Raw genomic sequence first — 20,148 nt, 5'->3', positions numbered from 1 at the left:
GTCGGCGTGAACGGATCCCGCATCGTTGGCTTCTGCGGCAACAGCTGGCGGCCGGCAAGATCGCGCGTGCTCGTTGAAGCCGTTGCGGCCGATCTCCTGACCCAACACGCGCTCAAGACCGACATCCTCGACCTCGTCGATGCCGGCCAGGGCATCGCCGCGTTTACCCGCAACGGGCTCGACGACCGCGCGCGCGATCTCGTCGAGGCAATCGAGCATGCCGATGGCCTGGTGATCGGCTGCCCGGTATTCCAGGGCTCGTATCCCGGCCTGTTCAAGCATGTCTTTGACCTGATCAAGCCCGGCGTGCTGCGCAATCGCCCGGTGCTGCTGACAGCGGTCGGCGGCGGGCTGCGCCACTCGCTGGTGGTCGAGCATCAGCTGCGTCCGTTGTTCGGGTTCTTCGAGGCCTGCACGGTGTCGACCGCGATCTATGCAAGCAGCGACGAACTGGCGTCGGGCGGCCCCCTGGCGCCGATGATCGCCGCTCGCCTCGCCAACGCCGTGGAACAATTCGCAGCGCTCGTCGGCGACCGCCGGGCCAACGCCGCATGATCCCTCTTCCGCTGCGGTGCCCAGACAGGCTGCCTTCAACCGGAGACATCCATCATGCTTGAGACCACCAAACCCTTGCCCGACCTCACCGGCTTTGCTCGCGCAGAATACGTTATCAACGACGTGCGCACCGTCGTTCACACCATCGGAAGCGGCCCTCCACTGGTGTTCCTGCACGGTACCGGGACGTTTACCGGCTTTGAGATGGCGCGCGACTGGGCGAAGCGGCACACCGTCATCATTCCTTATCAGGCCGGTTTCGGCGATTCCGGCGATGCGGTCTGGATCGATACGATCGAGGATCATGTCCTGCAGACCACGGACTTGCTCGACAAGCTGGGACTGGCGAAGTTCGATCTGGCCGGATTTTCGCTCGGCGGGTGGCTCGCCGCCGAGTTCGCCATCCGCCAGCCGCATCGCGTCCGCAAGCTGGTGCTGGTCGCGCCCGCCGGCCTTGTGGTTGCGAGCGCGCCGGCCCCCGGCCTGTTCGAAATCGCGCCACAGGATTTGCCGGCCTATCTCGCGAACGATCCTTCAAACGCGCTCCGTTACTTTCCCAGGTCGCCGGATCCCGCATTCGATGCCCGCCTCGGACGCGAAGTGACCGGCTTCGCCAAGCTGATCCGCAACGATCCACAAGGAAATCCGAAGCTCGTGCACTGGCTGCACCGGATCACGATGCCGACGCTGGTCTTGTGGGGCGCCTCGGATCGCCTGCGACCAACGGCGCAAGCCGAAGCCTGGAAGGCGGGGCTGCCCGATGCGCGCGTGACGCTGGTGCCGGATACCGGACATCTTGTGTTCGAGGAAACGCCCTCCGCTGCGCACCACGTCACCGATTTTCTTGCCGAGTAGCTCAGACAACAGAGGACACCACCATGATCGAGATGCCGCCGGGCGTAACCCCTGCCAAGGACGGTTTTGGGAACATCGTCTGGAACATTCTGGGCCAGACCTACACGCTCAAGCAACACTCCGAGGCGTCGATGGCCTGGCATGCCGTTTTCCCCGACGGCACCTTCGTGCCGCCGCACGTTCATCCGACCCAGGACGAGTTCGTCTACGTGCTGAGCGGCCGCTACGATCTCTGGCTCGACGGCAAGGACCTGGTGGCGACCGCCGGGGACCTCGTGCGCATGCCCAAAGGCATTCCCCACGGCATCTTCAACAAGTCCGGCGAAACCGCGACCAGCCTGTTCTGGGTTGCGCCGACGCGATCGCTCAAGGAGCTGTTCGAGCGCATCCACAACCTGCCCGATCCGCAGGAAGTCGTTCGGCGTGCCGCCGAGCACGAGGTCAATTTCCTGCCGCCCCCGGCTTGATGCTCGTCTCCCGCTGAAAGCCGAAAGCTCCAACCGCGAGGATCATCATGACGACCAACTGGACGACCATTTCCGAGAGCGACCGCCGACGGATTGCCGCCTGGCAAAAGGGCATGCTGGCTCTCGCCATTTTCTGCGAGATATTCCTCGCGGCCGACTGGTACGCCTTCGCGGCCGTGCTGCCTTTCGTCTCCGAGAGCCTGAAACTCAATCCCGCCGAGGCCGGCCTGGCGCAGGGCATCTTCGCACTGACCTATGGCATCGGCATGGTGGTGTGGTCACCGGTGAGCCGCTCGATGACGGCGCGCAACATGCTGCTGGTTGGGCTTGCCGGCACCGGTCTCGGGATGGTGCTGCAGGTGTTCGTCCAAACCTACACCCAGCTCGTTCTGCTGCGGCTCGTGATCGGCTTCTTCGACGCCGGCATTTTCATCGGCAACATGAAGCTGATCTTCGGCTGGTTTCCGCAGAGCCGGCGCGGCTCGGTGGTCGGAATCATCCTTGCGGCCTACAGCCTCGCCATCACACTGGATTTCGCACTCGGCATTCCGCTCACCATTGCGACCGGATGGCGGACCTTCTTCGCAGTACTGGCGGTCGGCACCCTGATCGTCGCCGCGATCGACGCGCTCGTCGTTCGCAACAGCCCGCGCGAGATCGGCATCGCCGACTTCACCTGGGGCAATGAAACGCCTCAAAAGCACCTGCCTCTTGGCGAAATCTTCCGCTCGAAATGGATCGCGGTCGGTGGCTTCGGCATCGTGGCCTGCACCTTCGCCATCGCCGGCACGGCGACCTGGGTGGTGCCCGCCTTTATCACCGTGCAGCACATGCCGCCGGAAGCCGGCGCCGTGATCGGCACCGTGATGGGGCTGTCGCAGGTCCTGTTCCTGGTGATCGGCGGCTACATGTCCGACCGGCTCGGCAAGCCGTTCATGATCAAGCTCACCGCAGGGCTCGCCTTCCTGACCGCCCTGATGTTCCTCTGGAGCGTCGTCACGCCGATGCCGTTCGGGATGCTGGTGCTGTTCGCAGCCCTCAGCGGCGTCGCTCTGCTTGGCGGTGGCGCGATCTTCGCACTACTCAGCGAAAAATACTCCGACGCGCTCGCACCGGCGGCGATCGGCTATGCGGAGGTGTTCGGAATCTTCTCGGCTTTCGTGGCGCCCTGGATGATGGGGGTCATCATCAACGCCTCTTCCGGTGCCTTCACCGGGGCTTTCGTCGCCTTCGCGGTGGTCGAATTGATCATCGTCGGCCTCCTGCTGATCCTCGCCCGCGAGGACGTCAGGCAGGGAGCGGTCGTCGGCAGTCCAGCCGAATGATTAGCCTGGAGCGGACGGGACCGTACCCCGCGAGCTCCCGGGCAGAAACCAGACGGACGCCGGCACCTTCCGTCAGAGGGTCGCCCCCTCAGTCAGTGGCCGGCTTCCTTGCGATGACCGCTCTCGCTGAGGCGGTCGACCCAGGCGATGCCGACCGCCGAGATGATGAAGGTCAGATGGATCAGCACCTGCCACATCACGCCGGTCTCGGTGAAATTGCTGCGCGTCGTACCGAGATTGCCGGCCTCGATGAAGGTCCTGAGCAGCGAGATCGAGGAGATGCCGATGATCGCCATCGCGAGCTTGATCTTGAGCACGCTGGCATTGACGTGGCTGAGCCATTCCGGCTCGTCGGGATGGCCGGTCAGGTTCAGCCGGGACACGAAGGTTTCGTAGCCGCCGACGATCACCATGATCAGGAGGTTGGAGATCATGACGACGTCGATCAGCCCGAGCACGACCAGCATGATCTGCTGCTCGCTGGCGTCGAAGGAGTGCAGGACCAGATGCCAGAGCTCCTTCAGGAACAGCAGCACGTAGACGGCCTGCGCGACGATCAGGCCGATGTAGAGCGGGAACTGCAGCCAGCGCGATCCGAAGATGAGCTGGGCGAACAGGCCGAGGCGCGGCGGCACGGCCTGCGCCGAAGGTGCTTTGGGTTCGGACGTCATGAATTACTCCGGATTGCCGAAAATTATCGCCTCAGAGGCTCGCGATGACGGGTGCGAGCTCGATCGAGCCCCGATAGATCATCTCGAAGGCGACGTAAATGATGATGGCGAGGCCGACATAGGCGATCCAGCGCTGCTTCTGGAGCACGCGGCCGAGCAGGTCCGCGGCGACGCCCATCATTGCAACCGACAGCAACAGGCCGAAGGCGAGAATGTAGGGATGTTCGCGCGCGGCGCCGGCGACCGCGAGCACGTTGTCGAGCGACATCGAGACGTCGGCCGCGATGATCTGCACCGCCGCCTGGCCGAAGGACTTTCGCTGCGCCGGCGCAGCCGCCGCGCCGCCGCCATGGCCGAATGCGAGTTCCTTCGAGTGGGCGGCCTGCTCGCGCAGCTCGCGCCACATCTTCCAGCACACCCACAGCAGCAGCACGCCGCCGGCGAGCAACAGGCCGATCACCTGCAGGAGCTGGGTCGCCACGCCGGCAAAGACGATGCGCAGCACGGTGGCGGCGGCGATGCCGACGATGATGGCGCGGCGGCGCTGCTCGGCCGGCAGTCCCGCCGCGGCGAGGCCGATGACGACGGCATTGTCGCCGGCGAGTACGAGGTCGATCAGGACGACTTGAAGAAGCGCAGTGAGTGCTTCGGGCGTGATGAATTCAAACATGTTCGATCATTTTTTTGGCGTGGACGGATCGAGCCAATGCGGCTTCTTCCGCTCGACCCAATCCAGGACCTTCGAACGCGACGAACGCAGCGCAGGCACGTCCTCGGCAAGCAGCGCGAGGCCGAGCGGCAGCATCCAGACGCCGAGAATCGGCAGGAAGGAAAGCACGCCGCCGGCAACGAGCAGCGCGCCCGAGGGAATTCTGACCCAGCGGTTCGATGGTTTGAGCAGATAGGTGACCGTGTCACCCATGCGTGGCGGCAGCCGATCGACGAGTTGGTCCAGGCGCGGGTCACCGCCGGCCATCTCGCCGGCGGAACCTGCGGCCTCATTGCGACGCTCGTTCGATGCTGCGCTCATGCCTACTCCTCTTCAGCCAACGGCTGTTCGATGCGCTCCTTACGCGGGTTGACCTGCTTCGCGCGCGGCAGCACCAGCGTCAGCAGGCGCAACAATTTGATCGCCTGCACTTCATGGGGATGGACGTCCTCGTCCGCCGCAGCAACGCGCTCCGACAGCTCGATCAGATGGGACGAGAGCGGCAGGTTCGAAACCGGCCGCAGCGTGTCGATCACGACATTGGCGAAATCCGGCTCTTCGAGCCGTTCGGCGAGTTCGTCGAACATGGCATAGAGCCGTTCCTCAGGAATGTTCGGCGCCAGCTTACGGTCCCTGACGAAACGGACCACCTCGTCGCGCTCGACCGGCGAGACGCTCCGGTCGGCAACCGCGACCAGCGCGCCCACGATCACCAGCGCGGCGGCAGCCTGCTCGTTCAGGCTGGACGGTTCTGTGATCTCGATGGGATTTGAGTGCTTGGCGTCAGTCATCGTTGCTCCTCAATTTGCGAAATGACCGCACGGAGCTGCGATGGGGACGAATGGTCGGAGAGAACGAACGAGGCCCGACAATCGGCCAATCCATCGCATTCGCGCGGGACAGGTCATCCGACATCGCGAGGTTTGCCGACCAGGTCGGCGTCCTCGCCAGAGGGGCCCGGATTCTTGTTCGTGTCAGAGATAAAGGTGGGTCTGTCGGAATCAAGGCGAGATGACTGCGACCAGCCGCCGCATCGGTTCCATGTTGCCGGGCTTGGTTACGCCATGGTGTGCCAACCAGGCACATATGGATTTCACGAGGACCGTGGGCTTGCTCCGCCTGCGGGAGAGGCCGCCGACGGCCAATGCCGCCGCATCGTGCCCGCCATATGCGATTGCCCTGCCGCCCAACCTATCCCACCCGCTCGACGAGATGCGCACGGGACGGTCCGGGGTCGAACCGGTCGCCGAAATATTGCGTTTCGTGTGCCACGAGGCCGTCGCGGAATTCCATGATGCTGACGACATAGGACGGCACCCCGTCATAGCTCAGCACGAACTCGCTCACCCAGAGATCACCGCCGCCGATGATCCGCCGAACGGTGAAGCGCTTCTTGTTCGGCTGCACCGTCCGGCTTTCCCGGATGTTGCTGCGGCCGCGGATCCGCTCACCCGACTGCGGATAGTCGAGCACGGCGTCCTCGCGATAGATATCGTGCTCGGCTTCGAAATCGTTCGCATCCGAGGCGTCCCAATGGCGCCTGAGCGCTGCCAGCGTCACTTGATCATCCATTGCGCCTCTCCCGTTTCTCGTCTCACAGATCGGCGCGCGGACGGCCGCAGACAAGGCACTCTCGCAACGTCTAACAACCACTAACGGGCCAAAACCACGATCCGGGTGCAGATTGACGGCTGCCGCAAATCTGGAATTCGCCAAATTGCGCAGGCACGGTGGTTTTGGCCGAGGAAAGTCCATGACTCGTCTGCTCTCCCTCAATGTCGGCCTGCCGCGCGACGTCGCCTGGCAAGGCAGGACCGTCCATACCGGGATCTGGAAGACTTCCGTCACAGGCCCGCGCCGGGTACGCCGGCTCAACATCGACGGCGACGGTCAGGGCGATACGGCGGGTCACGGCGGCGAGCAGCGCGCCGTCTTCGTCTATCAGGACGAGTCCTATCGATACTGGCAGAAACATCTCGGCCGTTCCGACCTCGTTCATGGCCAATTCGGCGAGAATTTCACCGTCGAGGGCCTGGCCGACACCGAGGTCTGCATCGGTGATCGCTACAGGATCGGATCGGCCCTGTTCGAGGTCACGCAGCCGCGCGTCACCTGCTATCGGCTCGGCATTCGCATGGACGAGCCCGATATGCCCGCGCTGCTCGTCAAGCACGGCCGGCCAGGCTTCTACTTCCGTGTCATCGAGGAAGGCGACGTCGAGGCCGGCGACGAGATCGTGCAGGTCGAAAGCGGTCCGGAAGGCATGAGCGTAGCCGAGATCGATGCGCTGCTTTACTTGCCCCCGCATCCGCGCGAGCGCCTCGCGCGCGCGCTGAAAATTCCGGCGCTGAGCCGCGGCTGGAATCACTCCTTTGCAGCGCTGCTCGCGCAGAAGGACAGCGCCGCCGCGGGAAACGCCGGGCTCGGCCCAACCGCTGGTCCGGCGCCGGCCTGGCGCGGCTTCCGCCCGTTCCGCGTGTCGCGCAAGATCGCCGAAAGTGCCAGCGTGACCTCGCTGATCCTCGAGCCCGCTGATGGACAGCCGTCGGCAGCCGCCCTGCCCGGTCAATTCGTCGTCGTGCGGCTGGGGCCATCGGCGATGACGCGCAGCTATTCGCTGTCGAGCCGCGCCGACGCCGCATCCTATCGCATCAGCATCAAGCGCGAGGCGCACGGCGCGGCCAGCTTCTATGTCGCCGAGACGATCCAGGCTGGCGATATCGTGCCGATCGGTGCGCCGCGCGGCAGCTTCACGCTCCACTCCGATGCGCGGCCTGTGGTGCTGCTGAGCGCGGGCATCGGCGTGACGCCGGTGCTCGCCATGCTGCACGCCCTCGCCGCGGAACGCACGACGCGGGACGTCTGGTGGCTGCATGGCACACGCAACGGCCGCGAGCATCCATTCGCTGCCGAAGCGCGCGAACTTCTTGCGGGATTGGCGCATCATCACAGCCATGTCTGCTTCAGCGCACCCGATCCGGCCGACCGTCCAGGAGCCGACTTCGACAGCGCGGGTCGTCTGGATCGACAGCGGCTCCAGATGCTCGACGTCCCCAGGGACGGCGATTTCTATCTCTGCGGACCGACGGTCTTCATGAGCGATCTCACCATCGGCCTCGCCGCGCTGGGTGTCGCACCCGATCGCATCCACACCGAGTTGTTCGGTAGCAAGCCCTCGCTGACACCGGGTATCGCCGCAGCGTCGAAGACGACTCCACATCAGCCGGCAGGAGCACGCGGCCCGGGTCTGATGGTGTCGTTCGCCCGCAGCGGCCTCAATGTCTGCTGGGGGCCCTCCTACGCCAACCTGCTCGAGCTCGCCGAGGCATGCGATGTCCCGGTGCGCTGGTCGTGCCGGACGGGGGTTTGCCACAACTGCGAGAGCGGGCTCGTGGCCGGAGAGGTCAGCTACACGGCGGATCCGCTCGACCCGCCCGCGGAGGGAAATCTGCTGATCTGCTGCGCACGACCGCAAGGCGACGTCGTAATCGATCTCTAGAGATGAACCAGCGATAGACACGGGAGTGTTCGATGCGAACTGACATCATGCCGGGAGTGACCTTCCCGGATTACGAACTCAGCGACCACACCGCAAAGCACCGCAAGCTCTCCGAGTTGCAGGGGGACGATCCCATGATCGTCGTGCTCGGCCGCGGCGGATTCTGCCCGAAGGATCGTCGCCAGACCGAAGGGCTGGTTCAGCTCCATCGCGAGATGGAGGTCGGCTATTGCCGGCTGGTCACGATCACGACCGACACCATCACCGAGACCAATGAATATCGCAGCGGCGCCGGCGCGCACTGGCCCTTCCTCTCGGACCCGAGGCGGATCGTCCAGAAGGACCTCGACATCGCCGAATACACCGATCCCGTCCACAATCCCATGATCCCGCATGTCGTCGTGCTGGAGCCCCGCCTCGTCGTTCACAAGATTTACAACGGCTACTGGTTCTTCGGGCGTCCGACCATGGAGGAACTGCGCCAGGACCTCAGGGCCGTCAGCATGAAGTGCCGCCCGGATTGGGACATCACCGCGCCCGGATTCAAGGCGCTCTGGGACCAGGGCCGCAAGGAGCATTTTCATCCCTACGGCAAGGCTTATCGCGAAACGCTCAGTGGCCGGGACTAGCGCGTGTCCTCATAAAGTTCAGCCTAGCAACGCAAAGCGGAAGTCTCCGCCCCTGAAAGTGTTTGGCGGCTTGGGACCCCAACCGGATATCTATTCGGATCTTCGTCGACCAGCGATTGTCGAGGCGACACTTTAGAAAAAAAAGCGCGAATGAGTCAGAAGTCTTGACCGACCTGAAGCCGCACAACTGCTAGTGTTAGAAGTCCGAACGTGTGACCTGTGCGCGGAGGCAGCGGTGACAAACTCGGAAGTCTCCAACGACCCATCTGGCAAACCGCCATCCGATGATGAGCCGCCCGACAAAGCGGTATCCGACAAGGAGCAGTCTGGGAAGTCGCCATCCGACCGCAATTTAAAGGTTCGCCTGCGAGCACGATTGCAGGTGATCGCCGGTGCGCTCGCCTCTATTGCCGCCGTCGGTGCAATCGCGGGCGGCCTGGTCGGCTACTGGACTGTTTGGAAGACGCTCCGCACAGATGTGTTTCCAGAAAGCCAAAAGACGCAAAAACAGGCTACGGCCCGGCCCGACCTTGCTCCCCGTTTGTCCCTCGTCGTCCTGCCATTCGCAAACCTCAACAACGATGCAGAGCAGGATTATTTCGCCGACGGTATTACGACCGATCTGACGACCGACCTCGCGCAAATGCCCGATACATTCGTGATCGGGCGCGGGACGGCTTTTACCTACAAGAACAAGCAGGTGGATCTCAAGACGCTGGGCAAGGACCTTGGTATTAGATGGGCCGTACAGGGCGCCGTGCAACGGGCCGGAGATCGGGTCCGGATGAACGTGTCGCTCGCTGACCTTTCGACCGGTCGCGACGTCTGGTCGGATCGTTTTGACGGCGATCGGATGAATCTCGCCGACTTGCAGGAGCAAGTCACGGCGCGGCTCGCCCGCTCTCTCAACGTTGAACTCATCCAGGCCGAAAGCCGACGCAGCCTGATGGACCCGCCAACGAATCCAGATGCTAAGGATTTCAGCATGCGCGGCTGGGCGAAGGTCTATCAACCTCAAACCAAGGTTACGAACGCGCAGGCAATGGACTTGTTTGACAGCGCGCTGCGCCTCGATCCAGACAACATTGACGCAATGCTCGGGAAAGCGTGGTGCATCGTCAGTGGCGTGCTCTCCGGATCGTCAACGTCCGTGATGGAAGACAAGAAGATTGCGACCAGCTTGGTTGATCGAGTGCTTGCCAAACGCCCGGCGAGTGCAAACGCGCACGTAACCAAGGGAAACACTTTGCTATACGGAGATCCCGAGAGAGCGTTGCCTGAATTCGACGCCGCTCTGGAAATCGACCCCAATTCGCCGGTCGCGCATGCAACAAAGGGAATCGCATTTGTCACGGCGGGACGCGCGCGCGAAGCATTCTCCCCGGTCCAGATCGCCTTGCGCCTAAGCCCCAAAGATCCGTCCGCTGACGTTTGGCACTTCTTCCTTTGTCATGCCCACGTGCATGTGCGCCAATACAACGAAGCCATTGAGGAATGCAGGCGCTCGATCAATCTGAACAAATTGAACTGGCTGCCGTATGCGGATCTGATTTCAGCTTATGAAGCCACGGGCCAACTGGAAATGGCCCACCAAATGATAGCCGAATTAAATGCACTGCGGCCGGACTTCACGGTCCAGTGGTTCCGTCAAGTGGGCTACGCGCGTTCGAGCAATCCGCAGTTTCGCCGTGAGTACGACGACATCGCCGATGGGCTCAGAAAGGCTGGCGTCCGCGATCGATGATGTGACCAGGACTTCATTGCTAACTTGCGAGCAGAGGTCTCCTTCCGGGCCCTTAGCCGACCAGCTGGTGCGACCTGGCCCTGTCCGCTGTTGAAAAACTGAACGGACGAGGCGCCGCCTCCGCGCGGGCTGTTCGGGTTTACGAGTACACGCCCTAGCGGTGCGGGCGGCCCGGATCTCGCCGGGAACGCAGCCCGGGCATATTTGTTGGTGCTGTCAGGACATATCCCCGACAGGAACCTCATGTGCCGCTGGATCGCATACCGGGGCGAGACCACCTCGTTCGAGCCTTTCGTCACCGAGCCCGAACATTCGCTGGTCGCGCAAAGCATCCGCTCGCTGCAATCCACGGCGGGCTCCAACGGCGACGGATTCGGTCTCGGCTGGTACGGCGAGCATCCGGAGCCCGGACTCTATCGCGAGACGCGGCCGGCGTGGTCCGACGAAAACCTGCGCTACCTCTGCCGGCATCTGCGCTCGCATTTGTTCTTCGCGCACGTGCGGGCCGCGACCGGCACGGCGGTGACGCGGCAGAATTGCCATCCCTTTGCCTGCGGCCACTGGATGTTCATGCACAACGGATTCGTCGGGAGCTGGAATCGGCTGCGGCGCAAGGTCGAGGCGCTGATCCCCGATGCTTATTATCCGTCGCGGCTGGGCACGACCGATTCGGAAGCCGTGTTCCTGGCGATGATGGGTGCCGGCCTCGACGGCGACCCGCTTGGAGCGACGCAGCGCGTGCTGCAGGCCCTGGTCGGCCTTGTCAACGAAGGCAATCTGCGCGAACGGCTGCGCTTCACCAGTGCGATCGCCAACGGCCGGGATCTCTATGCCTTCCGCGTTGCGGTCAACGACGCCGCGAACACGCTCTATTACCGGGAAGACGGCGGTCAGGTCATCGTCGTGTCCGAACCGTTCGACAAGGAATCGGATTGGATCGAAGTGCCGCCAAATCACGCGCTGATCGCGCGCGCGTCCGAAAGCGTGAAGATCGTTCCGTTCGACGCGACAATTTGCGGTAGCGCCGACAGGGAACCCGTCCCTGCCAGAAGGATTAGTGCCCGCAGGTGATTTTTGCCGGGTGGGACATGACTTTTGCTTCGGATGTTTTGAAATTGCTGCGCCTCGATTCATCAGATGACAAGCAGCATCTCGTGATTCGCTCCGCTGGCGGCGGGGCCAAGGCAGCTGAATACTCCTTCGGCATCGAGGAGGAGTATTTCCTGGCCGACCGCCGCAGTTTCGAGGTCGCGATCCACACGCCCAACGAGTTGTTCGAGTCGGCGAACTGGTCGACCGGCGGCCAGGCCATGCGCGAGATGCTGCAATCCCAGCTCGAGGTCGCCACCAACGTCCACGTCGACGTCAACGACGCCCGCGAAGAGCTTCGCTTCCTGCGGCGCGAAGTCGCCAACGTCGCCGCGCAATATGGTTTCGTGATCATGGCCTGCGGCACGCACCCGACCGCGGTGTGGCGCATGTCGCAGCCGAGCCCGAAGCCGCGCTATGAGGACATGATCGAGGATCTGCGCAGCATCGGCCATCGCAACATGATGTGCGGCATGCATGTGCACGTCCAGCTGCCCGATCCCGAGAAGCGAATGGCGGTGATGCGGGCGATGCTGCCGCATCTGCCGCTGTTCATCGCGCTGTCCGCGTCCTCCCCGTTTTGGAATTCGCACAAGACCGGACTGAAGGGCTACCGTCTCGCCGCCTATTCCGAGCTGCCGCGCACCGGCCTGCCCGAACTGTTCGAGAGCCGGCAGGACTACGACGACTATGTCGGCGCCTTGCAGCGCTCCGGCGTCATTCCCGACGAGAGCCACATCTGGTGGGCGATGCGCCCCTCGATGCGGCACCCGACCCTCGAGCTTCGCGCGCCCGACACCTGCACTCTGGTCGACGACGCCGTCGCCATCGCCTCTCTCTATCGCTGCCTGACGCGCCACCTCTATCTGCGGCCGCATCTGTCGAAGGAGGTCACCGCGGTCGAACGCGCGATTGCGGTGGAGAACAAGTGGCGCGCCCAGCGCTACGGCACCGATTGCATCTTTGCCTCCAAGGACGGGCCGGTCACGATCTCGGAGATGCTCTCCCGAATCGTCGACGACACCGCCGGGGACGCCGAGGCGCTGGGCTGCACAGCCGAGATCGAGCATTGCCGCACCATCGTGGAGCGCGGCAGCTCGGCCGAATTCCAGCTTCGCGCCTACCGCGACAACGGCGACGACATCGCAGCCGTGTCACGATGGATCGCGACATCGACGATCTCGGGGACGAGCGCGCCGATCGGGCGCAGTGCGCCTGCGGCGTCATAGCGCCCGCGCAAGCTTCGCGGACGAGAACGTCATTACTGAATTTGATACGCCGTTGGGGGAATGCATGACTGACATCGCCTGGTGCGCCGGTTGCGGCCACAGCCTGGTCCCGATCCTGTCCGAGAACGGCCGCGCGCGGCCGAGCTGCTTCTGGTGCGAGGGCGTCGATGCGCGGACCACGGAGATGGCAAAGTGGGCGGACAGCCCGGCCGGAAAGCCGGATCGGGCCGCGCCTCACGCTTTCGATTGAGCCGCCCTCCGCGTCAAGCCCGCGCCACCACGCGCGGACGGAATACGGAATCGACCGTCGGCGAACGAGCCGCGACCGGCTTTCGCGTCGGCCGGCGCCGCGGGATGAAGAAATTATTCACGAGGATCGGCTCGTGATCGCCGAGCGCGGTCCGCTCCTTCACCAGCAGGCTCATGACCGAGCGCATCTTGATGACTTCCTGCGCCACGAAGCTGCAGTCCTCCTCGCGATTGATCTGCTCATGCATGATGGCTTCGGCTTCGCGCATGCTGACGCGGAGAGCCCTGATGGTTCTGCGAATTTCGTTGATACGGTTGTCCATGGCTGCCTTCCTCTCGGTCACAACATAAGAACAAAACATGAACTATCTGTCAATCGCCGTGGTGTCGGGTCGCGACGTTATCGCTGATCCCGAAGGCGGCTTCGCGCCGATCCGTGCCTGTGCCGCTGCACGCGCGTTGGCGAGGCTTGCCGACAAATTAGACAGGTCGCGTCGCCGCGCCGGAAGCCCGCGGTCCCGTCACGCGTCCGACGGTCGGAACCAGCCGTCGATCTAACCTCCCGTGCAACCACCGGATTTTTCCCGAACCGGCACATCCGCATCGCGGCGCCGGGCCCGCTTGCTGCTTCGCAAACCAACTGGCCCAAAATTCGCAATGACGATGGCAGCGAAGCAACGGCGCAGAGCGGAGAACGTCATGAACGTGCATGCTGCGGGCGATCTCAGGACGACCGGCCTCACCCATCCGAACGGCGCGCCGCTCCGCCTCAACACGCAGGACTTCGTCGCCATCGACCGCGACCGGAATGCGAAATTCGAGGCGACCTATCGCCCGCAAGCACTCTACAACCGCGCCAACGAAGGCTTCCACGCCAACAACGAGACCTTCCTGCTCCACGAAGTCGCGACCAACCTGCCGATCTACCGCCCCGACACAGGTCCCACCGATTTCCACCTGCATCTTCCACCCGGCGGCTTCCAGCTGGTGCTGGTGACCTCGGGCGCGTTCACCTTCGACTATGACGGGCGCTTCTACAATGTCGGCCCCGGCGCGGTGATGCTGCAAAGCGCGATCGTCCATCGCCAGCTGTTCTACACTTGGTCGGGACTGTCGACCGAAGAGAATTTGAAGACGCCGCAGACGGTGGTGCCGGATCCGGTCTCGATGGGCTATTCGGGCAAATTCCTCGAAGCCTTCATCACCGATCCCACCACCTTTCCGAATCCCACCATCGTCGGTCCCGACCAGATCAACGAAGCCGAGACGCCGCGCGTGGCCTGGAGCCATCCGCTGCACGATCGCCCGGCCAATGCCGGCTTCTGGCTTCAGGATCCGCTGGCGCTGGATGCACTGTTCAAGCCACTCGCGGACAGCTCGATCAAATCGGCGCTGCCGGTTTACGTGCGCGACATCGGCATCGAAGCTCCGAGCGGACAGCTCGTCACCGGCCACATCATCGCAACCGACCTGCGCGGCGGGTCGCTGCTGCCGAAGAGCACATCGTCATCAGCGGACGCCGCCTCGTTCGCCAAGGGCGAGGTGGTGATCTATCGCGTCATTCGCGGCACGGCCGAATTCAAGAACAAGGCGGGCGAGACCTTCGAGCTCGCGGCCGGTGATGTCGTGACCGCAAGCAAGAGCTCGATCAGCCTCATTGCGGTCGGCGAGAACACGCAGGTGCTCCGGCTCGGTCTCCTCAAGGGCATGAACGGTCTTCGCAGTTGGACGCCGACGCAGCGCGACGAGATCGACGGTCTCGCCGGCCAGATCATCACGCAGAAGGACATTCGTCCGCTGCGGACCGAGGGCAGGCCGGTCGGATATCTTTACGGGTAGCCGCACAAGGAACGGCCCGCCGAAGCGGGCTTGGCAAGCGATCTCAGACCTGCCGCGACATCGTCGACTTCAGCGCGCGGCGCGATTGGGTTAGGAACTTCCCTCCGTCGCTTCTGTTGTGTCTGCACGACATGACCCGTGAACGCGCATGCCGTCCCCAAAAATGGAGATTTGACCATGCGTGCGCTCTGCTGGCACGGCAAAGGCGACGTCCGGGTCCGACCCGGATCCCAAGATCCAGCATCCGCATCAAGATAGCCGCCTGCGCCATCTGCGCCTCGGACCTGCATCTCTTTGACGGTCACCAGCCGAATGAGACCGGGACGTTAAACCAGAAGTGTCCCTTCCCCACTCTCGAATAGCTGGCTGTGGTCAGCGAAAGTGTCATATGCGCTTACTGAAAAAACGTTCGCCATCGCTGGCGGCTACGACCCTTCGTACTCTTGCACAGCATCCCTTGGCCTCCACCCTTGTCGCGGCAGCCGGCCTGATGGCAGCGGCCGCGGTCGTCAATCGGCGCCTTGCCGACAAGGCGCAGCGCGACAACCCACCCCAAGGACGATTCATCGACGTCGACGGAGTTCGCCTGCATTACGTGGAGCGCGGATCCGGACGTCCCCTGGTCCTGCTCCATGGCAATGGCAGCATGATCCAGGATTTCGAGTCGAGCGGCCTGATCGACCTCGCGTCCAAGGACTATCGCGTCATTGTGTTCGACCGTCCCGGCTTCGGCCACAGCCTCAGGCCCCGCAACGTGGTGTGGACGCCTGCAGCCCAGGCCGACCTCTTCAAGGATGCCCTTGCGCAACTCGGCGTCGAGAAGGCGATCGTGCTCGGACATTCCTGGGGAGCGTCGGTTGCGATCGCCCTGGCAAGCAGGCATCCCTCAATGGTCGAGGCCCTGATACTGGCGTCGGGCTATTATTTCCCGACAGCCCGCACCGACGCGATGATGGCGATGGCCGGGCCGGCGATCCCGGGATTTGGCGATATCCTCAGTTACACCATCTCCCCGATCCTCAGCCGTCTGATGTGGCCGGCGATGCTGCGTCAGCTGTTCGGACCCAAATCCGTCCCGCAAAAGTTTGACGGCTTCCCCAAATCACTGGCTGTGCGTCCATCGCAGCTTCGGGCCGGCGCGGCCGAGGCGGCGCTGATGGTCCCTGCTGCAATGCTGTCTGCGAAGACCTACGGCGAACTGGCCATGCCGGTCACCATCCTGGCCGGCGAGGATGACCGTCTCATCGACATCGACGAGCAGTCCGGCCGGCTGCATGACGAAATCAAGCACAGCAAGATGCGCCGCGTCCCGAATGCGGGTCACATGATCCAGCAGTCGGACACGGCCGACCTGATGGCCGCGGTCGACGAGGCCGCGGCCGGAACGCTGCACTGAGAGCCTGATCACGCCAGGCGAATCCGATTCAATGCGAGGTCTGCCTCGCACTGAACGCGGTGAAGTTGCGTTGCATGACAGCTGACGCGGCCTCGCCGCGGTATCGGCCGGCCATGCATTCTTCAAATGCGCCCCAGAAGAATGTCACGATGGACGAGCGCACGTCCGATGATCAGGCCGCCGGGCGACAAGAAAACAGCCCGGTGATTGCCGCCCCTACTCCGCGGCCTGGCGCACGTGGCGCGCGGTCGGGGTGCGCATGGTGACCAGCTCTTCGGCCGCGGTCGGATGCAGCGCGATGGTCGCGTCGAAATCGGCCTTGGTCGCCTTCATCTTCACCGCGATCGCGACGGCTTGCGTGATCTCGGCGGCGGCCTCGCCGACGATGTGGCAGCCGAGCACGCGGTCGCTCGCACCGTCGACGACCAGCTTCATCAGCACGCGGGTGTCGCGGCCCGACATCGTCGCCTTGATCGGGCGGAACGAGGTCTTGTAAATGTCGACGTGACTGAATTGGGCACGCGCCTCGGTTTCCGTCAGACCAACCGTGCCGACCTCCGGCTGCGAGAACACCGCGGTCGGAATGTTGGCGTGATCGACCTGCACCGTACGCTTGCCGAACACGGTGTCCGCGAAGGCATGGCCCTCGCGGATCGCGACCGGCGTCAAATTGAAGCGATGGGTGACGTCGCCGATCGCATAGATGCTGTCGACCGAGCTTTTCGAGAAATGGTCGACCGCGATGCCGCCGTTCGCAGGGTTGATGGCAACGCCGGCGTTCTCCAGCCCGAGATTGGCCACCGCCGGATGCCGGCCGATCGCGAACATCACCTGGTCCGAGGCGAGGCTCGATCCGTTCGACAGATGCGTGGTGAATTCATCGCCGTGGCGGTCGACTTTGCTCACCGTGCAGCCGGTGAGAATGGTGATGCCCTGCTTCTCCATCTCGGCACGAACATGGGTGCGAACATCCTCGTCGAAGCCGCGAAGGATGTTGTCGCCGCGATAGATCACGGTGACGTCGGAGCCGAAGCCGGCGAAGATGCCGGCGAATTCCAGCGCGATGTAGCCGCCGCCCTGGATCACGATCCGCTTCGGCAGCTTCTTCAAATGGAACGCCTCGTTGGAGGAGATCACGTGCTCGATGCCGGGGATCGCGGCGCCATGGTTGGGCGCGCCGCCGGTGGCGATCAGGATGTATCTTGCGGTGATCTTGCGGTCGTTTTCGAGCAGGCGGACGGTGTGCTTGTCCTCGATCACCGCGCGGCTCTTGACGATCTGCGCGCCCGACTTCTCGACGTTGGCGGTGTAGGCCGCCTCGAGCCGCGCGATCTCCTTGTCCTTGTTGGCGATCAGCGTCGGCCAGTCGAAGCTGGCGGGCGGAACGGTCCAGCCGAAACCCGCGGCATCCTCGAGCTCGTGGCGGAAATGCGAGCCGATCACGAACAGCTTCTTCGGCACGCAGCCGCGGATCACGCAGGTGCCGCCCATGCGGTACTCTTCCGCGATCATCACGCGGGCGCCGTAACCAGCCGCGATACGGGCGGCACGCACGCCGCCCGAACCACCACCGATGACGAAGAGGTCGACGTCGAATTCAGCCATTGTCCACTCCGACCCCTATCAGGAATCACCGATCAGATAGTGTCTGTCAGATCTCCTTGCCACGCTTGCGCATCTCGGCGCGGAAGGCCCCCATCACGGTCTCGGAGAAGTTCTGGGCCCAGGAGTTCATGAAGGCCATGCTGAGCCCGATGGCGCGCGGCTCGGCGTCGATCAGCTTCTTGCCCAGCGGCGACTTGTAGAAGGTGACGAGATCCTTCAGCTCCTGCTCGGTGAACTCGCTGGCATAGATCTGTGCCATGCCCTCGCCGATCTCGTTCTGGCGGCCATTGAGCTGCTGTTCGACGATCGGGGCGACCTCGTTGAGGTCCTTCTGGTAGTTCAGGTTCTGCTGGATCAGCGCGATCTTGGTCTTCTGGACGAGACCGGGCACGGCGCCCGCGTACATCGCGGTGGCGTTCTTGATCTGCAGAATCTCTTTGGCCGCCGCGACCGCTGCGGGCGAGGCTTTCGGCTGCGCGGGTGCGGCAGCTGCCTTGGGCGCGGCCTGCTGCGCGGCGGCCGGGACGACCGAGAGGGCCAGTCCCACAGCGAGGGTCGCAGCCGGCAAAAACTTCAAGACGCTCTTCATTCCCAGTCTCCTTTCGGCTTACGCCGTTCAATCACGCGAATTCCCTCGCCGCCCGCCAATACAGCCGAGCTGGCCAAGCCGATGAATAACCCGTGCTCGACCACGCCGGGGATCACGCTCAACGCCTTGGCGAGACGAGCAGGATCCTCGATCCGTCCGAGCTTTGCATCGACGATCCAGTGGCCGCCGTCGGTGACGAAAACGTGGCCGTCCTTGTCCCCGCCTTTGGCGTTGCGGACCGCCATTTGCCCGGAAACGCCGCATTCGGCAAATGCCTTCTCGATCGCCCGGCGCGTCGCACCAAGCCCGAACGGGATGACCTCGATCGGGAGCGGAAATTTGCCCAGCGTCGGCACCCATTTGGTGTCATCGGCGATCACGATCATGCGATCCGAGGCCGCAGCCACGATCTTCTCGCGCAGCAGCGCACCGCCGCCGCCCTTGATCAGGTTGAGCTCGGGATCGATCTCGTCGGCGCCGTCGATGGTGATGTCGAGATGGTCGATCTCATCCAGCGTGGTCAGCGGCACGCCGCACCTGATAGCATCGAGGCGAGTCGCCTCGGAGGTCGGCACGCCGATCACCTTGAGCCCGGCGGCGACGCGCTCACCGAGCAGCTCGACGAAATGCTTGGCGGTCGAGCCGGTGCCGAGCCCGAGCTGCATGCCGTCCCGCACCTCCTCGAGCGCGCGCGCAGCGGCCTGTCGCTTCAACTGGTCCATATTCACGTCTGCGCCCACCCTTGAGTCCCGAACGTGCCGCCGATCGTGGCCGCTTTCGGCGGCCTATGTAGCCTCGTTTTCCGCCGGAGAACAGGGTCTGGGGAACCAGACTATAAGTTGATCTTATGGCGCCGCCCCTTGCACTGGCATGACCGGGCCGGTAGCGCTTGGACCATGACCTCCCCTCACACCATCGTCTTCGATCTCGACGGTACGCTTGTGGATACGGCGCCCGACCTGATCACCGCGCTGAACCATGTGCTCGACCGCGAAGGGCTGCCGCCGGTGCCGATGGCCTCGGCCCGCAACATGATCGGCGCCGGCGCCCGCAAGCTGATCGAGCGGGGGCTGGAGGCCGAGGGCCGCAGCGTCACCCCCGCCGACATGGACCGGATGACCGCGGATTTCATCGCCTATTACGCCGACCATATCGCGGTCGAATCCCGCCCCTTCGAGGGGCTCGAGGCCGCGCTGGACCATTTTTCAGCGCAAGGCCATCGCCTCGCCGTCTGCACCAACAAGCTGGAATGGCTGTCGAAGCGGCTTTTGGACCAGCTCGACCTCAGCCGCCGCTTCGCGGCGATCTGCGGCGCGGACACCTTTGGCGTCCAGAAGCCCGACCCCACGATTTTTCGTGAAACGGTGGCGCGCGCCGGCGGAGCGGTCAAAGCGAGCATCATGGTCGGCGATGCCGGAACCGATGTCGGGGTCGCTCGCCGGGCCGGAGTGCCGGTGATCGGGGTCAGTTTTGGTTATACCGATGTACCGATCGCCGAGCTGAAGCCGGACCGGCTGATCCATCACATGCGTGACCTGCCGGCCGCCGCCAGCAGCCTGATGACCGTATAGCGCCAGCAAGTTATTGATATATAATTGTATTCAGAAATCTCCTGCATTAACCATTCATTAACTATGCGCAGCCCGCCGGTTGCCTGCCCCAAACGACGCTCCTAAGGTCCGGGCGGGGTTATGTGGC

General features: G+C 63.7%; 22 protein-coding genes. 13 read left to right on the top strand and 9 right to left on the bottom strand.

Features of this window, described 5'->3' with window-relative positions:
- Positions 1-6: 6 nt before the first annotated feature.
- The 4 genes from IVB24_RS18405 to IVB24_RS18390 are packed head-to-tail and all read left to right on the top strand — an operon-like array spanning position 7 to position 3,202.
- Positions 7-555, top strand: coding sequence for an NAD(P)H-dependent oxidoreductase (locus IVB24_RS18405; RefSeq protein ID WP_244637465.1), 549 nt, complete (start codon positions 7-9; stop codon positions 553-555).
- 54 nt (positions 556-609) lie between these two features.
- The gene (locus IVB24_RS18400; RefSeq protein ID WP_247774024.1) at positions 610-1,410 is read left to right on the top strand and encodes an alpha/beta hydrolase; all 801 of its coding nucleotides are present in this window, start codon (positions 610-612) and stop codon (positions 1,408-1,410) included.
- 23 nt (positions 1,411-1,433) lie between these two features.
- On the top strand, positions 1,434-1,877 hold the full coding sequence (locus IVB24_RS18395; protein ID WP_035701455.1) for a cupin domain-containing protein: 444 nt from the start codon (positions 1,434-1,436) through the stop codon (positions 1,875-1,877).
- A 47-nt stretch (positions 1,878-1,924) separates the two neighbouring features.
- Positions 1,925-3,202, top strand: a complete 1,278-nt coding sequence (locus tag IVB24_RS18390; RefSeq protein ID WP_247774023.1) for an MFS transporter — start codon at positions 1,925-1,927, stop codon at positions 3,200-3,202.
- Between the two features lie 92 nt (positions 3,203-3,294).
- On the opposite strand, the gene IVB24_RS18385 is transcribed toward IVB24_RS18390, so the two are convergent.
- From IVB24_RS18385 to IVB24_RS18365, 5 genes are all read right to left on the bottom strand, one after another.
- The gene (locus IVB24_RS18385; protein WP_140478564.1) at positions 3,295-3,873 is read right to left on the bottom strand and encodes a TIGR00645 family protein; all 579 of its coding nucleotides are present in this window, start codon (positions 3,871-3,873) and stop codon (positions 3,295-3,297) included.
- 31 nt (positions 3,874-3,904) lie between these two features.
- A complete protein-coding gene (locus IVB24_RS18380) occupies positions 3,905-4,543 on the bottom strand; it encodes a TerC family protein (protein WP_247774022.1) in 639 nt (212 codons plus the stop codon).
- A 6-nt stretch (positions 4,544-4,549) separates the two neighbouring features.
- Positions 4,550-4,903, bottom strand: a complete 354-nt coding sequence (locus IVB24_RS18375; protein ID WP_094974797.1) for a hypothetical protein — start codon at positions 4,901-4,903, stop codon at positions 4,550-4,552.
- Positions 4,904-4,905: 2 nt separating this feature from the next.
- On the bottom strand, positions 4,906-5,373 hold the full coding sequence (locus IVB24_RS18370) for a tellurite resistance TerB family protein (protein WP_247774021.1): 468 nt from the start codon (positions 5,371-5,373) through the stop codon (positions 4,906-4,908).
- 400 nt (positions 5,374-5,773) lie between these two features.
- Positions 5,774-6,154 (bottom strand): nuclear transport factor 2 family protein, encoded by a 381-nt coding sequence (locus tag IVB24_RS18365; RefSeq protein ID WP_140478560.1) that lies wholly within the window; start codon positions 6,152-6,154, stop codon positions 5,774-5,776.
- Positions 6,155-6,335: 181 nt separating this feature from the next.
- Here IVB24_RS18365 and IVB24_RS18360 point away from each other — a divergent pair, with 181 nt between their 5' ends.
- The 6 genes from IVB24_RS18360 (at position 6,336) to IVB24_RS18335 (ending at position 13,022) form a co-directional block, all read left to right on the top strand.
- Positions 6,336-8,081, top strand: a complete 1,746-nt coding sequence (locus IVB24_RS18360; RefSeq protein ID WP_247774020.1) for an MOSC and FAD-binding oxidoreductase domain-containing protein — start codon at positions 6,336-6,338, stop codon at positions 8,079-8,081.
- Between the two features lie 32 nt (positions 8,082-8,113).
- Positions 8,114-8,710 carry a redoxin domain-containing protein gene (locus IVB24_RS18355; protein ID WP_140478556.1) on the top strand — a complete coding sequence of 199 codons (597 nt, stop codon included), beginning with the start codon at positions 8,114-8,116 and terminating at the stop codon, positions 8,708-8,710.
- A gap of 235 nt (positions 8,711-8,945) precedes the next feature.
- The gene (locus IVB24_RS18350; RefSeq protein WP_247774019.1) at positions 8,946-10,454 is read left to right on the top strand and encodes an adenylate cyclase; all 1,509 of its coding nucleotides are present in this window, start codon (positions 8,946-8,948) and stop codon (positions 10,452-10,454) included.
- Positions 10,455-10,697: 243 nt separating this feature from the next.
- Entirely contained in the window at positions 10,698-11,525 is an 828-nt protein-coding gene (locus IVB24_RS18345) for a class II glutamine amidotransferase (protein ID WP_140483313.1), read from the top strand.
- A gap of 17 nt (positions 11,526-11,542) precedes the next feature.
- Positions 11,543-12,772 carry a carboxylate-amine ligase gene (locus tag IVB24_RS18340; protein WP_247774018.1) on the top strand — a complete coding sequence of 410 codons (1,230 nt, stop codon included), beginning with the start codon at positions 11,543-11,545 and terminating at the stop codon, positions 12,770-12,772.
- A 64-nt stretch (positions 12,773-12,836) separates the two neighbouring features.
- Entirely contained in the window at positions 12,837-13,022 is a 186-nt protein-coding gene (locus IVB24_RS18335) for a hypothetical protein (protein ID WP_094974804.1), read from the top strand.
- A 13-nt stretch (positions 13,023-13,035) separates the two neighbouring features.
- Here IVB24_RS18335 and IVB24_RS18330 read toward each other — a convergent pair whose 3' ends face one another.
- A complete protein-coding gene (locus IVB24_RS18330; RefSeq protein ID WP_094974805.1) occupies positions 13,036-13,344 on the bottom strand; it encodes a hypothetical protein in 309 nt (102 codons plus the stop codon).
- Between the two features lie 376 nt (positions 13,345-13,720).
- Between IVB24_RS18330 and IVB24_RS18325 the strand changes: the two genes are divergently transcribed.
- Both IVB24_RS18325 and IVB24_RS18315 read left to right on the top strand, forming a co-directional pair.
- The gene (locus tag IVB24_RS18325) at positions 13,721-14,860 is read left to right on the top strand and encodes a glucuronate isomerase (RefSeq protein WP_247774017.1); all 1,140 of its coding nucleotides are present in this window, start codon (positions 13,721-13,723) and stop codon (positions 14,858-14,860) included.
- Between the two features lie 388 nt (positions 14,861-15,248).
- Positions 15,249-16,256 (top strand): alpha/beta hydrolase, encoded by a 1,008-nt coding sequence (locus IVB24_RS18315; RefSeq protein ID WP_247774016.1) that lies wholly within the window; start codon positions 15,249-15,251, stop codon positions 16,254-16,256.
- A 216-nt stretch (positions 16,257-16,472) separates the two neighbouring features.
- Here the strand turns inward: IVB24_RS18315 and gor are convergent, their stop codons facing one another.
- From gor to rpiA, 3 genes are read right to left on the bottom strand one after another with little or no spacing between them, the layout of a single operon-like run.
- Entirely contained in the window at positions 16,473-17,861 is a 1,389-nt protein-coding gene (gene gor, locus IVB24_RS18310) for a glutathione-disulfide reductase (protein ID WP_247774015.1), read from the bottom strand.
- A 46-nt stretch (positions 17,862-17,907) separates the two neighbouring features.
- A complete protein-coding gene (locus tag IVB24_RS18305; RefSeq protein WP_247774014.1) occupies positions 17,908-18,450 on the bottom strand; it encodes a DUF2059 domain-containing protein in 543 nt (180 codons plus the stop codon).
- A complete protein-coding gene (gene rpiA, locus IVB24_RS18300) occupies positions 18,447-19,178 on the bottom strand; it encodes a ribose-5-phosphate isomerase RpiA (RefSeq protein WP_181956842.1) in 732 nt (243 codons plus the stop codon). Before rpiA ends, IVB24_RS18305 begins: the two co-directional genes overlap by 4 nt.
- Positions 19,179-19,346: 168 nt before the next feature.
- Between rpiA and IVB24_RS18295 the strand changes: the two genes are divergently transcribed.
- Positions 19,347-20,021 (top strand): HAD family hydrolase, encoded by a 675-nt coding sequence (locus IVB24_RS18295; RefSeq protein ID WP_094974809.1) that lies wholly within the window; start codon positions 19,347-19,349, stop codon positions 20,019-20,021.
- Positions 20,022-20,148: the final 127 nt, after the last annotated feature.

This window comes from Bradyrhizobium sp. 192, assembly GCF_023100965.1.
GTDB lineage: Bacteria > Pseudomonadota > Alphaproteobacteria > Rhizobiales > Xanthobacteraceae > Bradyrhizobium > Bradyrhizobium symbiodeficiens.
Note: the sequence above shows the minus strand (reverse complement) of the source record. Positions and strands in the feature narration are given on the sequence as shown.

Coding starts and splice junctions, on each gene's coding strand:
- IVB24_RS18400 (WP_247774024.1), top strand. CDS start 610: ATGCTTGAGACCACCAAACCCTTGCCCGACCTCACCGGCTTTGCTCGC.
- IVB24_RS18385 (WP_140478564.1), bottom strand. CDS start 3,873: ATGACGTCCGAACCCAAAGCACCTTCGGCGCAGGCCGTGCCGCCGCGC.
- IVB24_RS18315 (WP_247774016.1), top strand. CDS start 15,249: ATGCGCTTACTGAAAAAACGTTCGCCATCGCTGGCGGCTACGACCCTT.
- IVB24_RS18365 (WP_140478560.1), bottom strand. CDS start 6,154: ATGGATGATCAAGTGACGCTGGCAGCGCTCAGGCGCCATTGGGACGCC.
- IVB24_RS18380 (WP_247774022.1), bottom strand. CDS start 4,543: ATGTTTGAATTCATCACGCCCGAAGCACTCACTGCGCTTCTTCAAGTC.
- IVB24_RS18330 (WP_094974805.1), bottom strand. CDS start 13,344: ATGGACAACCGTATCAACGAAATTCGCAGAACCATCAGGGCTCTCCGC.
- IVB24_RS18360 (WP_247774020.1), top strand. CDS start 6,336: ATGACTCGTCTGCTCTCCCTCAATGTCGGCCTGCCGCGCGACGTCGCC.
- IVB24_RS18295 (WP_094974809.1), top strand. CDS start 19,347: ATGACCTCCCCTCACACCATCGTCTTCGATCTCGACGGTACGCTTGTG.
- IVB24_RS18355 (WP_140478556.1), top strand. CDS start 8,114: ATGCGAACTGACATCATGCCGGGAGTGACCTTCCCGGATTACGAACTC.
- IVB24_RS18340 (WP_247774018.1), top strand. CDS start 11,543: ATGACTTTTGCTTCGGATGTTTTGAAATTGCTGCGCCTCGATTCATCA.
- IVB24_RS18370 (WP_247774021.1), bottom strand. CDS start 5,373: ATGACTGACGCCAAGCACTCAAATCCCATCGAGATCACAGAACCGTCC.
- IVB24_RS18345 (WP_140483313.1), top strand. CDS start 10,698: ATGTGCCGCTGGATCGCATACCGGGGCGAGACCACCTCGTTCGAGCCT.
- IVB24_RS18325 (WP_247774017.1), top strand. CDS start 13,721: ATGAACGTGCATGCTGCGGGCGATCTCAGGACGACCGGCCTCACCCAT.
- gor (WP_247774015.1), bottom strand. CDS start 17,861: ATGGCTGAATTCGACGTCGACCTCTTCGTCATCGGTGGTGGTTCGGGC.
- IVB24_RS18335 (WP_094974804.1), top strand. CDS start 12,837: ATGACTGACATCGCCTGGTGCGCCGGTTGCGGCCACAGCCTGGTCCCG.
- IVB24_RS18390 (WP_247774023.1), top strand. CDS start 1,925: ATGACGACCAACTGGACGACCATTTCCGAGAGCGACCGCCGACGGATT.
- IVB24_RS18395 (WP_035701455.1), top strand. CDS start 1,434: ATGATCGAGATGCCGCCGGGCGTAACCCCTGCCAAGGACGGTTTTGGG.
- IVB24_RS18305 (WP_247774014.1), bottom strand. CDS start 18,450: ATGAAGAGCGTCTTGAAGTTTTTGCCGGCTGCGACCCTCGCTGTGGGA.
- IVB24_RS18375 (WP_094974797.1), bottom strand. CDS start 4,903: ATGAGCGCAGCATCGAACGAGCGTCGCAATGAGGCCGCAGGTTCCGCC.